Here is a 13,775-nt window from a genome sequence, read left to right as displayed (position 1 = left end):
ATAAAAGAAAGCCTACAATATTAAATGACCAGGAGGAAACTTTTAATGAAAGCAATGGTTGTTACCGAATTTGGCGGACCTGAAGTACTAAAATATATGGACATTGATAAACCTTCCATACAATCAAAACAAGTATTAATTCGAGTTGCCGCGACTAGTGTTAATTTTGCCGATATTAAATCAAGATACGGAAAACATCATGGTGCCGGACAACCTCCGTTTATTCCAGGATTGGATGCAGCAGGTACAATTGAGGAGGTAGGTTCGGACGTTCAACATTTGAAAGTTGGACAACGGGTCATCACTTTTCCTAATAATGGATCCTATTCGGAATATGTCGTTGCTAATGAAGAACTTACTTTTTTGCTTCCCGACAACGTGGACTTTGACATAGCGGCTGCCTTTCCAATTGTTTCATTTACCTCCTATAAGCTACTAGCTGATGTAGCAAGAATGGAGCCTGGCGAAACGGTACTCATTCATGCTGCAGCTGGTGGAATCGGAACGACGGCGATCCAATTGGCCAAAATATTAGGTGCAGGCCGAATTATCGGAACCGTAGGAAATGAACATAAAATTGCGGCAGCACAGGAAGCGGGCGCAGACCATGTCATTTGTTATGAGAAAGAAGACTTTGCTGAAAAGGTAAATGAATTAACGAATGGGCAAGGAGCTGATGTGATTTTAGACTCGATCTCTGGATGGGTGTCAGAAAAAAGTTTGACTTGTCTAGCAAGGTACGGTCGATTAGTTAACTTCGGTATCTCAGGTGGAGTTGCAGGGCAATTAAAAACAACCGATTTGCATTCAAGCTGTCGATCAGTTCTCGGGTTTAGTCTAGGGACGACTAGAGATAAACGACCACACCTCTTACGCGATGCATCAAAACATGTGCTTCAATATTTAGCAGATGGGAAATTGAACATGAAAATCGGAAAGCGCTTTTCCCTTGAAGAGGCCGCAAAAGCACATGAGTGGGTGGAAAGCAGACAGAGCACTGGAAAAGTTTTGTTGGATCTCAGACTCTAGGAATGCTCCAACAATTGTAACACTGGTTCTATACTACTTGAAAATGCCAGTTGGCAAATATATATTGTATGAATTAGGATTATCCTTTTTTCATTAATTATGGGAAATGTATTGTTTGCTGTTTGGACATAGTAGCCTAGGATTAGAAAATACCTTTTTATATATTATTTTCTGAATGTTAGCATTATAATATTTATTGAGATATCTTGTTGGTGATATACATATTTTCTTCATATATTTTTAGTAGAAAAATGGAGGGCTGAGTACGGTTTATAAGCATCTCTAAAATGTTTACCCGTGATTTAATAGAGAGATTTTTGGAGATGGGGCTTGATTATGCATTTTACTGTGTCGAAAGCTTTGCATATTCAAATGATAGAAAGTTGTCAATTAGTAGCAGGGAAGCAAGGGTTAAATCGAATTATTCGATCTGTTAGTATTATGGATACTCCTGATACCACATTGTTAAAGAAAGGAGACCTATTACTTACAACAGGTTACGTCTTTAAGGATGATACAGATACTCAGATAAAGCTGATTCAAGAATTGGCTAAACGTGGGTGCGCGGGTCTAGCAATAAAAGTAAAAAGATTTTTGTCTTCCACTCCGGAAGCCATGCTTCAGGAAGCAAATCGATTGAATTTTCCAATCCTCGAGATTCCATATGATATAGCCTTGTCAGACTTACTTATCCTATATTCACGCGAAATTTTTTATAAGGAAAACCTTCTTAACGAACAAAATAGAAAGAATGATTTTTTTACCAAACTTTTTATAGGAGAACACTCCAATCGAGATACAATTGTAAATCAGCTACAGGAATACGGAATGTTCCTATTTAATCATTTTAATATTTTATATAGTGTAGTACAAAATGGTTCCAAACCTTCATCAATTTCTTCGGCTGAGTTTATAAGGCTAGTCAGTGAGGTGGAGGCTAAAATCAATATAAAAATGCTCGTCGTTAAACTCGATGATTATATTATTATAGCTCAACCTCTAAACTGCAAATGTCCGACTCAACTAAGATCTGTAGTCAAGGAAGCTGCCACTCTGTTAGTAAATAAATTTACACACTTATTTCCAAATGAAACAATAGCAGTGGGGATAGGTAATGGTAGGCAAGACGTATTAGATATATATTCAAGCTTTAAGGAAGCAAAGGGAGCTTTTCAGTTGGGTTTACAAATAAGATCTAAAGAAGTAGAAAAGGTTTATGAATACACGGAACTCGAACCTGATATTTTACTACAACAACTACCAGATATCATGTTAAATAGCTATTACGGCTCAACTTTAGAACCTCTTATAAGACACGATCGAGAAAATGATACAGAATACCTTAGAACATTAAAAGTATTTTTGAATAATAGAGGGAAAATCGAGGAAACGTCTCGTAGTCTTTATTTACATAGGAATACTGTGAAATTTCGTATTGCTCGTATTGAAGAGTTATTAAGGATTGATTTGAAGAATGGAGACGCATTGTTTAGAGTGCAGTTAGGGGTAAGAGTTGCTGGATTGTTAGGTGAAGCTTAGGTAGTATAATTTATACAGGTTAAAAATACTTAATTCCTTAGCTCAATATAAGGTAGAGCTAAGGTGTGTCTTGCAGGTGAATAAGATAGATTGTTTGTCGTGTTTACATTATTCTAGTCTAAAATAGACGTTTATTTTGGTGAAGTGTGTAAAAGATAGTTCATACGAATGGCAAGGTCAAGTTGAAATAGAACTTTTCCATTGTCTAGATCTATATTCAATAATTCTTTAATACGAGTTATTCGAAAATGGACTGTATTTCGATGGATACCTAATCTTCTGGCTGTATCAGTTGGACTAAGACAGCATTCTAGATATACTTCTAGTGTGTTTACTAACTCAGAGTTAGTTTTTTTATCATATTCTATTAAAGGACCTAATACGCTTTTTACGAAATTTTTTGAAATATCTAAGGGTGTATGTTGAAGAACTGTATAAGTCTGTAAGGTCGAGTAATCAAAAACATTTTGTTTTGGTGCTAGTCTATTTCCAACCTGTAATGCTTGGTATGCTTCCTGTAAACTCCGGAAAAGTTGGACAATCGTAGTTTGATAAGTGCCAATCCCCACTTGTAAGTGAAACCCCAAAACTTCATCATTCAAACTATTAATGAGCATATCTGCAATCTCAGAAGCTGTATGACACGTTTGAGAGATATGTTTTCCATCAGCAGATTGCAAGATGACAAGAAGCTTATTTTCAAATTCACCGGAAAAAAGATGTACACCGATATTTCTTCCAGTAACTTCAATCTTCTTCAAAAGACGAGCAAAGTTGGTCATTGAGTAATTACCTAAGGTTGAGGGGGTAATACACAAGCAAAGGTAACCTTCTGCTGGCAACAACCCCAAAACTCCGCCTTCCGCAAAAATAGCCCCTTCGCTCTTCATCTCCCTGTTTATTAATCTCTTAAGAAAAGCATTCTTTTTATCTAGTTCGTGTTGTTGTCCCTGATCGATTAAAACTTGTCTTAAAATCGGAACAAGCAAATCGGAAATGGATAAGTCATCGGGTATTTCGATTATTGGTAAATCTAACTTATTGGCAGCCTCTAGCATTGCTTTAGGTAATCTTGATATCTTTATAGCTAATCCACTACATTTACGTTTCGCTAATGAATCTACGAGTGCAATTAACTCCGACTTATCGTTAAAAATATATCCTGTTGTTAACACAAAATCCCCTGGTTTTAACCAGGTTAGCACATCTGGAGCATCATAGCTGTTAACCGAACTAATTTGACGTGAGAGCCCACGAACTCCTGCAACTACTGTACAACGGTCTAACGGTGGAATAGTTAGGGCTTTAGTTAGTGTTAATCCCAAAATAATCACCTTTTCTGCTTTTATCATCAACTCTCTTTCATTATTGAATACTTTTTTATAGATAGTCAACAAGGTTGACAAAACTATTGATATCTTTCGATTGTGCTCCAAGCACAATTATTTGTTGAACGTATTGTCTTATTTGTCTAATGACTAACAAAACCTCTCGTTATAAAATGATAGTAATCATCAAAGAATATCTAAGAAAAGGTTATGGCTAGACTATCCGTAGGTAAAAAAGAAAGGAGGTATTTACTATACAAATTCATGAATTAAATAAAATGGACCAGGCGACTTTTACGGAGGAACTTGGATGGATTTTTGAACACTCTCCATGGGTTGCTGAACGCGCTTGGTTTTGTCTCCCGTATTGTTCTCTTACTCATTTGCACTGGAGTATGTCAAGTGTTGTACAACAAGCCACAACAGAAGAAAAGCTCTCCTTACTTAGAGCCCATCCTGATTTAGCATCACGTGTTAAAATGGCAGACGCTTCTGTAAAAGAACAAGCTGGAGCTGGACTTACTTCCCTGTCTCAAGAGGAATTCAATGATTTTTTAGAATTAAATGAAATGTATAAAAAAAAGTTTGATTTTCCATTTATTCTAGCTGTAAAAGGCCACACAAAAGAGTCAATACGAGAATCTATAAATACTCGTTTGTCTTTATCTACAAATCTGGAATTAAAAGAGGCACTAACTCAAATTTACCGGATTGCACGCTTTCGTCTGGAAGATTTTATTAAAGTATAAAGGAGGAGTTATTTGTTGAATAATCAGAATGTTAAAAAAAGGACTATGTATTATGGTAAAGGTGATGTATTCGTTTTTCGTACTTTCACCAAACCTTTAACAGGTGTTAAAGTTATTCCAGAGTCAAACTTTACTGGCAGAACTAACGTTATCTTTGGCTTAAATGCTCAAATAGCACTTAAAGGTGATGCGTTTTTGTCTTCTTTCACAGAAGGTGATAATAGTCTGATAGTAGCTACAGATTCAATGAAAAACTTTATCCAACGACAAGCGGCACAATATGATGGTTCAACAATGGAAGGTTTTACAACATTTGTTTGTGAGCGCTTTCTTGATAAATATCCTCATTTAGATGCTGTGAGAATTACTGCAAATGAAGTTCCTTTTGATACTGTCCTAGTACCTTCAAAAACTGGATTAGAGAACAGTGACATTGTTTACCGTCGTTCTCGAAACGAATTTGCAACAACAACTGTAGAGGTAGAGCGAACAGAAAAGGGTAGTAAAATTGTCGAGCAAACCAGCGGGGTTGCTGAAGTACATTTAATTAAGGTGAGTGGAAGTTCATTCTATGGTTTTATTAAAGATGAATATACAACTTTACCAGAAGCTTTCGATCGTCCTTTATTTATCTATCTAAATATTAATTGGAAGTATTCAAATGGAGTTGATGCTCTTGGAACAGATCCAGAACGTTATGTAGCTGCAGAACAAGTCCGTGATATTTCTCAAGTTGTTTTCCATCAACTGGAAAACCGGTCGATTCAACAATTAATCTATCACATTGGTTTAAGAGTACTTGAGCGGTTCCCACAGTTGGCTGAAATTCAATTTGAAACAAATAACCGAACTTGGGATACGGTGGTGGAAACAATTCCAAACTCTGAAGGTAGCGTATTTACTGAACCACGTCCTCCATATGGATTCCAAGGGTTCGTTGTAACACGTGAAGATCTTGAATTGGAGCTGTCAACTCCTGAATCTGCCTACTCTCAATCATGAATGGGCGCTTAACAACACATGCTTTAGATCTATCTAAAGGTTTACCCGCGAAGGAATTAAAAATAGAGCTATGGCACTTGGGAAGTGAGAATAATCGTAATCTTGTTAAAACTGTTTACACTAATCACGATGGCCGGGTTGAAACACCTCTTCTTGAAGGAGAAGATTTAAAAATAGGAGAATATGAACTACTGTTTTATGTGGGAGATTATTTTCAGACAAAAAATCTTGAAATTTTGGAAAAACCATTTTTAGATCTAGTTCCAATACGGTTTGGGATTAATGATAATAAAGCACATTACCATATACCTCTATTAATGGCCCCTGGAGGATATAGTACTTATCGGGGAAGTTAGTCTTGAAAACAACTAATTGTGAATCTAATTAAAAGTGAGGAACTGCCCGTACGAAAGCTCTCTCTTTTATTTTAGATTCACCTATAAGCGGGGCTGATCGTCGTGAACATCATCGTAATAGGGATTAATTATAATACAGCTCCAGTGAAAGTTCGGGAATGCTTTACATTTAATGAAGAAAATAAAACAATAGCGATTCAGACGTTGCACAAAACTAAGAGTGTTCAAGAATGTGTAATAGTAGAAACGTGCAATCGTACTGAAATCTATGCTGTAGTAGACAATTTACACACAGGAAAACATTATATTAAAAGCTTTTTATCTACTTGGTTTAATATAAGCAAAGTAGAATTAGAAAAGTCTTTATATAGTAAAGAAAAGCAGGATGCTGTGAATCATTTATTCCGTGTTGCTAGTGGGTTAGATTCGATGATTTTGGGAGAAACACAAATATTAGGACAAGTAAAAAGCTCTTTCTTCCAAAGTCAAAACCTTAAGGCAACAGGTAAGATATTTAATAGATTATTTAAACAATCTATTACATTTGCCAAAGGTGTTCATACAAATACAAGTATAGGGAAGAATGCTGTTTCTGTAGGTTATGCTGCAATAGAGTTGATCAAGCAGACTTTTGAAGATTTTGACAATAAATCAGTTGTTATCCTTGGGGCAGGGAAAATGGGTGAACTAACGGCAAAGCTTTTGGATGTATACAAAATTAGCAATATCACGGTTGTTAATCGCACTTATGAGAGAGCAAAGCGTTTGGCAGACCGACTCAAGGTTAAGGCTTTAGCGATTGAGGATCTTTCACTAGCGATCAAAAAGGCTGATATTGTTTTTAGTACAATACGTGCAGAGAACTATATTATTAACAGTCAAGACCTTCAGTTGGTCCTAAAAGAGAGAAGCCATCGCCCTTTATATATGGTTGATATTGCAGTGCCTAGAAGTCTTGATCCTGATATTAATAGGTTGGACAATGTCATCTTATACAATATTGATGATTTGAATGGAATTGTAAAATTTAACCTTAAAAAACGAGCCCAAGAAGCGGAAAAAATTGAACAAATGATCGATGGAGAAGTAGTGTTGTTTAAAACCTGGTTGAACTCTCTAGAGGTAGTTCCATTAATAACCGCATTACACTCAAAATCATTTACGATACAAGAAGAGGCATTAAGGAGTATCGAAAATAAATTACCGAGTCTTAGTGAAAGAGAACTAAAGACCATCCGTAAACACACGAAATCAATCGTAAATCAAATGATTCATGGCCCTCTTAAAGAAATAAAGGGATTGGTAGCACACAGCAATCAAAAGGATAGGGAAGATATTTTAGAGCTTTTTATAAAAATATTTGCTTTAGAAGAGGAAATAATAGGGCAAATAAAAGAAGCGTATCAACATGAGGAAATGGCTCTTTAGCTACTCATATATTAATTAAAAAGAAAGAGGAGGTTTTAATCTTTGAGTCATTTAACTACAAACCAAGGAGTTCCTGTCGGAAACAATCAAAACTCTAGAACTGCTGGGAGAGGAGGTCCTACTGTTCTCGAAGACTATCATTTACTTGAAAAGTTAGCTCACTTCGATCGTGAGCGTATTCCTGAGCGAGTCGTTCACGCTAGAGGTGCAGGGGCTTATGGAACGTTTGTTACAAAAAAGAGCATGAAAACCCATACACAGGCAGCATTCCTTCAGAAAAAAGAAACAGAGACACCGGTGTTTGTACGCTTTTCTACAGTAATTCATGGCCAAGGATCACCTGAGACTGCCAGGGACCCTAGGGGATTTGCTGTTAAGTTTTACACGGAGGAAGGAAACTATGATATCGTTGGGAATCATCTTCCTGTTTTTTTCATAAGAGATGCATTAAAATTCCCGGACATGGTCCATTCTTTGAAACCAGCACCAAACACAAATATTCAAACGCCTGATCGTTATTGGGATTTCATGTCGTTAACTCCAGAATCCACTCACATGTTAACTTGGGTATTCTCAGATTATGGAACACCAGCGAATTACCGACAAATGGAAGGGTTTGGGGTTCATACATTTAAATGGATTAATGCGCAAGGTAGAGTCGTTTATGTGAAATATCATTGGAAACCACTTCAAGGGGTTCGAAACTTCTCAGCAGAAGAAGTGACAGAAGTACAAGGGAAAGATTTTAGCCATGCAACAAAGGACCTTTTTGACAATATCGAAAAAGGTAATTATCCAAAATGGGATTTATTTGTCCAAATTATGCAGATTGATGAAACAGACTCACTTGCTTTTGATCCATTAGATCCAACGAAGCTCTGGCCAGAAGACGATTTTCCACTACTAGAAGTGGGAACTATGGAGCTAAATCGAAACCCAGATAATTTCTTTGCTGAGGTAGAACAGTCTGCGTTTTCCCCGAGTGCCACAGTACCCGGAATTGAGCCATCGGAGGACAAACTATTACAAGGACGATTATTTTCATACCCGGATACACAACGGTATCGCTTAGGGCCAAACTATTTACAAATACCTGTTAATTGCCCATATGCGACTGTTAGGAACAACCAACGAGATGGTTCTATGCAAACTAGACAACAAGTATCAACGATTAACTATCAACCAAACCGTTATGAAGATGAGCCTGTAGATAACCCAATTTATAAAGAAAGTGAAACTAAGATTGAAGGGTATGTTAGCCGTGAAAAAATTGAGAAATCAAACGATTTTCAACAGGCAGGAGAACGTTACCGAACATTTTCAAAACCCGAGCAAGATAACTTAATCAATAATCTATCTGGAGATCTCGAGGGAGTCGAGGAAAAGACAAAATTACTTGTTATTTGTAATTTCTTTAGAGCCGATACCGAACTTGGCAAACGTCTAGCAGAAGCTTTGAAAGTTGATATTCGTTCATTCTTAGCTAATGTTCCGTCTTAGGGGGAACATATAATAGGAGAGACACGGATAGTTGAAACTATCTTAATTCGGAAATTTAGCTCAATTCTCATTTTATTCTAAAATGTAAGTTCAATATCAGAGCGAAAGGATCATCAAAAAGATGATCTTTTCTACTAAAGGTTCACAAATAAGGTGGTACAGAACAATAAATATCTGAATATTCTGAGTATACTAAAGAGCGCACAGTCTGGCACTTTAATAAGATTGTAAAAAAGCACCAAACAAAGTTTCTTAATATGAAGCAAAAAATATACCTTAGACTAGATAAAAAATCTCAATAAGTAACTTTGAACCCTAAACATATTACATCCCATGATTCACCAGAAACCATATCATCTTTTAATTTGATGTAGAGGGCTGTGTGAATGGAAAGAGAGGAATCGGTTGATAGGTTAATCACCTGTTAATGTAAAGGGATAAAAGAGAGATCTGCCGGTACTTGATCGTTGATTTGCGATTTTTTAAAGAGTACTAGAATTTAAGAGTTAGCAGATAAAACAAAAAAGAGAAGTGAAAAGGGAATTTATTTAGGAGGGTTTATGTGAAGGATGAAAAATTAAGTATTTGGAAATTAATTTTGTTAGGGCTACAACATGTGTGTGTTATGTATGGTGGAGCGGTTGCGGTACCTTTAATCATTGCACCTGCAATTGGTTTAACTCAACAACAACTCGTTTATTTAATCTCTTTTGATTTGTTTGCTTGTGGAGTTGCGACGATAATTCAGGTTATTGGTTTTAAAGGAGTAGGTATTAGATTGCCTGCAATGATGGCTGTTTCATTTATAGTTGTTGAGCCTATTATTGCGATTGGGCAAATTCATAGTATCCAGGGAGTATTTGGTGCAGTTATTGTGTCTGGTATAGTTGTTGCCCTTTCATCCCAGTTAATAGGTAAGATTCTACCCTACTTCCCACATATCGTAACTGGATCTATTGTTTTTATCATCGGGGTTTCACTGATGCCAGTAGCTATGAGAAACGCAGCTGGTGGTGCAGGATCGGAAAGCTTCGGTTCTTTCTCTAATTTATCTTTAGCAGCTTTCACATTAATACTTTTCTTAGTCCTAAATACATTCTTCAAAGGATTTATGAAAGCGGTATCAATTCTGATAGCCATGTTAGCAGGTTCCATTGTCGCCTATTTCATGGGGAAAGTGGATGGCTCAATATTGGGGCAATCCGACTGGTTTACACCGATTGTACCGTTTTATTTCGGCGTTCCGACCTTTCAACTCTCTTCTATTATTACCATGACAATTATTGCTCTTATTATTGCAATCGAAAGTGTAGGGGTTTTCTTGGCACTTGGAGAAGTTTGTGAAAAGAAAATTGGAGAGCATGAAGTCAAAAAAGGACTTCGTGCAGAGGGGTTTGCTGCAGTTTTCAGCGGAATCTTCAACTCTTTTAATCATTCAACCTTTTCACAAAATGTAGGTCTAGTTTTCTTAACAAGAGTAACTAGTATATATGTTGTAGCAACTGGGGGTTTTATATTAATTATTTTAGGATTAGTGCCAAAAGTGGCGGCTGTCACTACGATGATTCCAGCACCAGTTCTTGGGGGGGCGATGATTCCTATGTTTGGAATGTTAATTGCAGCCTCATTAAAAATTATTAGTAAATCGGATTTGAATAAACCTACTAATCAATTGATAATTGCAGTAGGAATTGGTACTGCCCTAGCAATAAAAGGCGTTCCGGACGCATTTGTATTATTCCCGGACACGGCAAGATTGCTTGTAGGTAATGGGGTCGTTATGGGAACCCTCGTGTTGTTCGTTTTAAATCTTTTACTTAACGGAAAAGGAGAGGAAGAAGTACATGATCAAGATGTTATTGAACCGGATATTGAACTAGGGGCGTAAATGTATCTGGGGTATTAATATTTCTTGGTTTGTAGGGGTTATTTTATCATTTATCCTTTTTCTATCAATCTGCTAACAATGTGTGAACAAAGAGGAGGATTTAAATTCATGAAATATGATTTAATAATCAAAAACGGTAATGTTGACTTCTATGATGAAGTAAAACAAGTTGATATAGCTGTGAAAGAAGGAAAGATTTCTGCAATTGCTACAAAACCCGCAGAACATTTTAATTTTAGACGAAAGGTAAATAGAGGTTTTGAAAGATGCTGATATCATTATCGTAGATCCAAGTCAATCCTATACAGTGGCCGAAGAGAATCTATACTATCGCTTACTTAGGGCGAACAATTAACTGTCGAGTCACAAGAACATTTGTTAGAGGACAGTTGTTTTTTGACATTAATAAAGGGATTAAAGTCAGCTATGTTTGTTTAGCGTGTCATGAAAAAGAAGAGATCCCTTTAAATGTAGTAAAAGATTTTGACTTAATGAATGGTGGAGATCCGACGACTCCTCCGATGTTCTCATGTGAAAAATGCGGAGAACAAATGTATCCAGAATATTACAAGGGAGTACATGGCATAGAGTACAAACTATCGGACATTCGCTAGACAAAAAGGACCGGGAGGCATTTGCCCGGTTTTTCTTATTCTTATTTTAATAATATATTTTGGGATATTCTTGTTTGATTTAAGCTTATAAAATCTATCAATATTAAACCGTGATAAAGTGGAACTGGCATGGATTATCGGCGTTGTTGTGGCAGGTATTGCATATATTCTTCTGATGAAGTTTGCATTTCAAGATTCAAAAAGGGTACGATATTTGAGAAATAATTGTAAACTTGTTGATGCAATCAAATCTATAAGTTAGAGATAAGGGACTGATTGTTTAAGCGATTATTCATATGGGACATCTTCATCCATTGTACCGTGCAAGAGAAGGGTTGCGAAAATCAGTACGAACATGATAGAGCGGGCAAAACTCAGAAAGCTTTTCCTTTTCTAATTTCGGATTAAGGCCGCTTACTTGCTTTAATCCATACTCCCTGGTGCCTTGAGTCTGAGACATCTTTTTGACAAACAAAGTGGAAAAGATTTTACGGAAGAGTTTAAAGAAGTTTATGATTTTTGGAAAGCATGAGAAATGAAAGCAGTTAAAGCCATGGCGGAATTAGGCGTTAAAAAGACGACTTTTTATAAGTTGGTTAAGGAATATGAAAAAGACTCTAAATAGATCACTATTTAATAGAAGAAACCCGTCAAAAGAAGGTTGACCTATAAGGGCACTTAGGTGCTCGTAATGGCGTCATACCTTCTTTTCGTTTTATCAGAAAATATAAATTTTGAATGGTGTTATGTCTCTAGTAATTACTTTCAAATCAAATAATTAAGTCAAAAAGGAATTTTAAAATATTTGAATAGTTGCGACTTTATGGTAAAATTCTATTTAAAAATACTGAGTGCGGTAGTTTGATAAAACATTATTGCTTCCTACGCAACGTTTTTTCTGATAAAATGAAGAAATTAAAAAGATTACAGTTGGTCATTTTAGTATAAATAAGGACGTTATTGCTCTTGTGGTAAGATAAAGAAACAGGATAAGTAATTTAGGCTTTAATCGGAGGTTAATATAAATGGTTAAGTCAGTAGATAGAGCGTTAAGAATTATTTCATTAGTAAGTAAGCGTAAAGAAGGGGTGGGTGTTACTGAGCTGGCCTCCAACCTAGATTTAAATAAAAGCTCTATATTCAGATTATTAAGTACTCTTGTAGAACATGGATTCATTGAACAAAATCCTGAAACTAAAAAATATAGATTAGGCTATAAATACTTAGAATTAAGTTCGATGCTACTTGAATCTATTGACTTGAGAACTCAAGCTAAACCTTTTTTGGAAGAGTTAGAATCATATACTAAAGAAGTGATCCACTTGGTCGTATATGATCAAGGAGAGGTAATCTATATTGAAAAACTTGAGGGAAGTGAAACCCTTAGAACACATTCACAAGTAGGAAGAAGGGCCCCGATGCATTGTTCAAGTGTTGGGAAGGTTATTTTAGCACATCTGCCGTTAAATGAGATTTTAGATATAATTGACAAGTATGGTTTATCAAAACATACTGAACAAACGATTACAGATAAAGAATCTATTTTTAAAGAATTGGGAAAAATAAGGAACGAAGGCTTTGGTACAGAAATTGAAGAAAATGAACCTGGAATCACCTGTATTGCAGCACCAATTTTTGATAATCGGAAGAAAATTACTGCTGCTGTCAGTATTTCAGGAGCAAGTACCCGAATGACTGAAGAAAGATTGGCTGAAATTAAACCAATTATAGTGGATATAGGTAAAAAGATTTCCAAGCGGCTTGGTTACACAGACAATTAAATGATATAAAAAAGAATTGGTATTAAACCAGTTCTTTTTTAAATGCAGTAAATTATAGGTGAGTTATCTTCGAAATTTAAAGATTTATCTCAGATATTTTGTATCTACGAAAACAACTAATTTATCTTCGGAATTTTCAACTTATCGATTATTCGGTGAAATTCGCACTTTTTTCTACACTTTCCAACGTCAAAAAAGCTCGAGAGTCTCTTATTTGATAGTGCTCTAAGCTTTTGATCTTCGACCAATTTTTATGAAAAATTTAATAATAAAAAAATACTTGAAATATTAAGAAAACGATGATAATATCGAAATAAGGAACACAGTTAGTCAATAAGCAACAAATCGCTTTATTTTTTTAATTAAAAAAAGAAACGACGTTGCTTATTACGAAACAAAAGGAGGAATAAAAGTGGTTTTTTCGATAGAGAAAAGCGCATTTTATAATGATCTAACCAAAACAATTCGCCGTCACATAGTTAAAATGACCAATCATGCTGGAAGTGGTCATCCAGGAGGATCACTTTCTGCAACAGAACTATTACTAACTCTTTACTATGA

Annotated in this window: 10 protein-coding genes and 1 pseudogene; 10 read left to right on the top strand and 1 reads right to left on the bottom strand. The window is 35.8% G+C overall.

Annotated features, from left to right (window positions below; all coding sequences use genetic code 11):
* Window positions 1-45 precede the first annotated feature (45 nt).
* Both ACFFIX_RS14670 and ACFFIX_RS14665 read left to right on the top strand, forming a co-directional pair.
* A complete protein-coding gene (locus ACFFIX_RS14670; protein WP_378935215.1) occupies window positions 46-1,029 on the top strand; it encodes a quinone oxidoreductase family protein in 984 nt (327 codons plus the stop codon).
* 336 nt (window positions 1,030-1,365) lie between these two features.
* Complete coding sequence (locus ACFFIX_RS14665; RefSeq protein ID WP_378935213.1) at window positions 1,366-2,568, top strand: PucR family transcriptional regulator; 1,203 nt, start codon at window positions 1,366-1,368, stop codon at window positions 2,566-2,568.
* Window positions 2,569-2,699: 131 nt separating this feature from the next.
* Here the strand turns inward: ACFFIX_RS14665 and ACFFIX_RS14660 are convergent, their stop codons facing one another.
* Entirely contained in the window at window positions 2,700-3,920 is a 1,221-nt protein-coding gene (locus tag ACFFIX_RS14660) for a PucR family transcriptional regulator (RefSeq protein WP_378935211.1), read from the bottom strand.
* A gap of 254 nt (window positions 3,921-4,174) precedes the next feature.
* Between ACFFIX_RS14660 and pucL the strand changes: the two are divergent.
* The 8 genes and pseudogenes from pucL (at window position 4,175) to ACFFIX_RS14620 (ending at window position 13,214) form a co-directional block, all read left to right on the top strand.
* Window positions 4,175-5,647: pseudogene (gene pucL / locus ACFFIX_RS14655) on the top strand (factor-independent urate hydroxylase).
* A complete protein-coding gene (gene uraH, locus ACFFIX_RS14650; RefSeq protein ID WP_378935209.1) occupies window positions 5,644-6,003 on the top strand; it encodes a hydroxyisourate hydrolase in 360 nt (119 codons plus the stop codon). Before pucL ends, uraH begins: the two are co-directional and overlap by 4 nt.
* 102 nt (window positions 6,004-6,105) lie before the next feature.
* Window positions 6,106-7,431 carry a glutamyl-tRNA reductase gene (gene hemA / locus ACFFIX_RS14645; RefSeq protein WP_378935207.1) on the top strand — a complete coding sequence of 442 codons (1,326 nt, stop codon included), beginning with the start codon at window positions 6,106-6,108 and terminating at the stop codon, window positions 7,429-7,431.
* 42 nt (window positions 7,432-7,473) lie between these two features.
* Window positions 7,474-8,931: a catalase gene (locus ACFFIX_RS14640; RefSeq protein WP_378935206.1), complete on the top strand. Its 1,458-nt coding sequence runs from the start codon at window positions 7,474-7,476 to the stop codon at window positions 8,929-8,931.
* Between the two features lie 562 nt (window positions 8,932-9,493).
* Window positions 9,494-10,819: a nucleobase:cation symporter-2 family protein gene (locus ACFFIX_RS14635; protein WP_378935204.1), complete on the top strand. Its 1,326-nt coding sequence runs from the start codon at window positions 9,494-9,496 to the stop codon at window positions 10,817-10,819.
* 108 nt (window positions 10,820-10,927) lie between these two features.
* Window positions 10,928-11,092: a hypothetical protein gene (locus ACFFIX_RS14630; RefSeq protein ID WP_378935202.1), complete on the top strand. Its 165-nt coding sequence runs from the start codon at window positions 10,928-10,930 to the stop codon at window positions 11,090-11,092.
* A gap of 116 nt (window positions 11,093-11,208) precedes the next feature.
* The gene (locus tag ACFFIX_RS14625; RefSeq protein WP_378935200.1) at window positions 11,209-11,433 is read left to right on the top strand and encodes a hypothetical protein; all 225 of its coding nucleotides are present in this window, start codon (window positions 11,209-11,211) and stop codon (window positions 11,431-11,433) included.
* A 1,025-nt stretch (window positions 11,434-12,458) separates the two neighbouring features.
* Entirely contained in the window at window positions 12,459-13,214 is a 756-nt protein-coding gene (locus tag ACFFIX_RS14620) for an IclR family transcriptional regulator (RefSeq protein ID WP_378935198.1), read from the top strand.
* Window positions 13,215-13,775: the final 561 nt, after the last annotated feature.

Origin of the sequence: Metabacillus herbersteinensis, from assembly GCF_042433335.1 — a bacterium.
Taxonomy (GTDB): Bacteria; Bacillota; Bacilli; order Bacillales; family Bacillaceae; genus Metabacillus; species Metabacillus herbersteinensis.
Note: the sequence above shows the minus strand (reverse complement) of the source record. Positions and strands in the feature narration are given on the sequence as shown.

Coding starts and splice junctions, on each gene's coding strand:
- ACFFIX_RS14660 (WP_378935211.1), bottom strand. CDS start 3,920: ATGATAAAAGCAGAAAAGGTGATTATTTTGGGATTAACACTAACTAAA.
- ACFFIX_RS14670 (WP_378935215.1), top strand. CDS start 46: ATGAAAGCAATGGTTGTTACCGAATTTGGCGGACCTGAAGTACTAAAA.
- ACFFIX_RS14630 (WP_378935202.1), top strand. CDS start 10,928: ATGAAATATGATTTAATAATCAAAAACGGTAATGTTGACTTCTATGAT.
- ACFFIX_RS14620 (WP_378935198.1), top strand. CDS start 12,459: ATGGTTAAGTCAGTAGATAGAGCGTTAAGAATTATTTCATTAGTAAGT.
- uraH (WP_378935209.1), top strand. CDS start 5,644: ATGAATGGGCGCTTAACAACACATGCTTTAGATCTATCTAAAGGTTTA.
- ACFFIX_RS14665 (WP_378935213.1), top strand. CDS start 1,366: ATGCATTTTACTGTGTCGAAAGCTTTGCATATTCAAATGATAGAAAGT.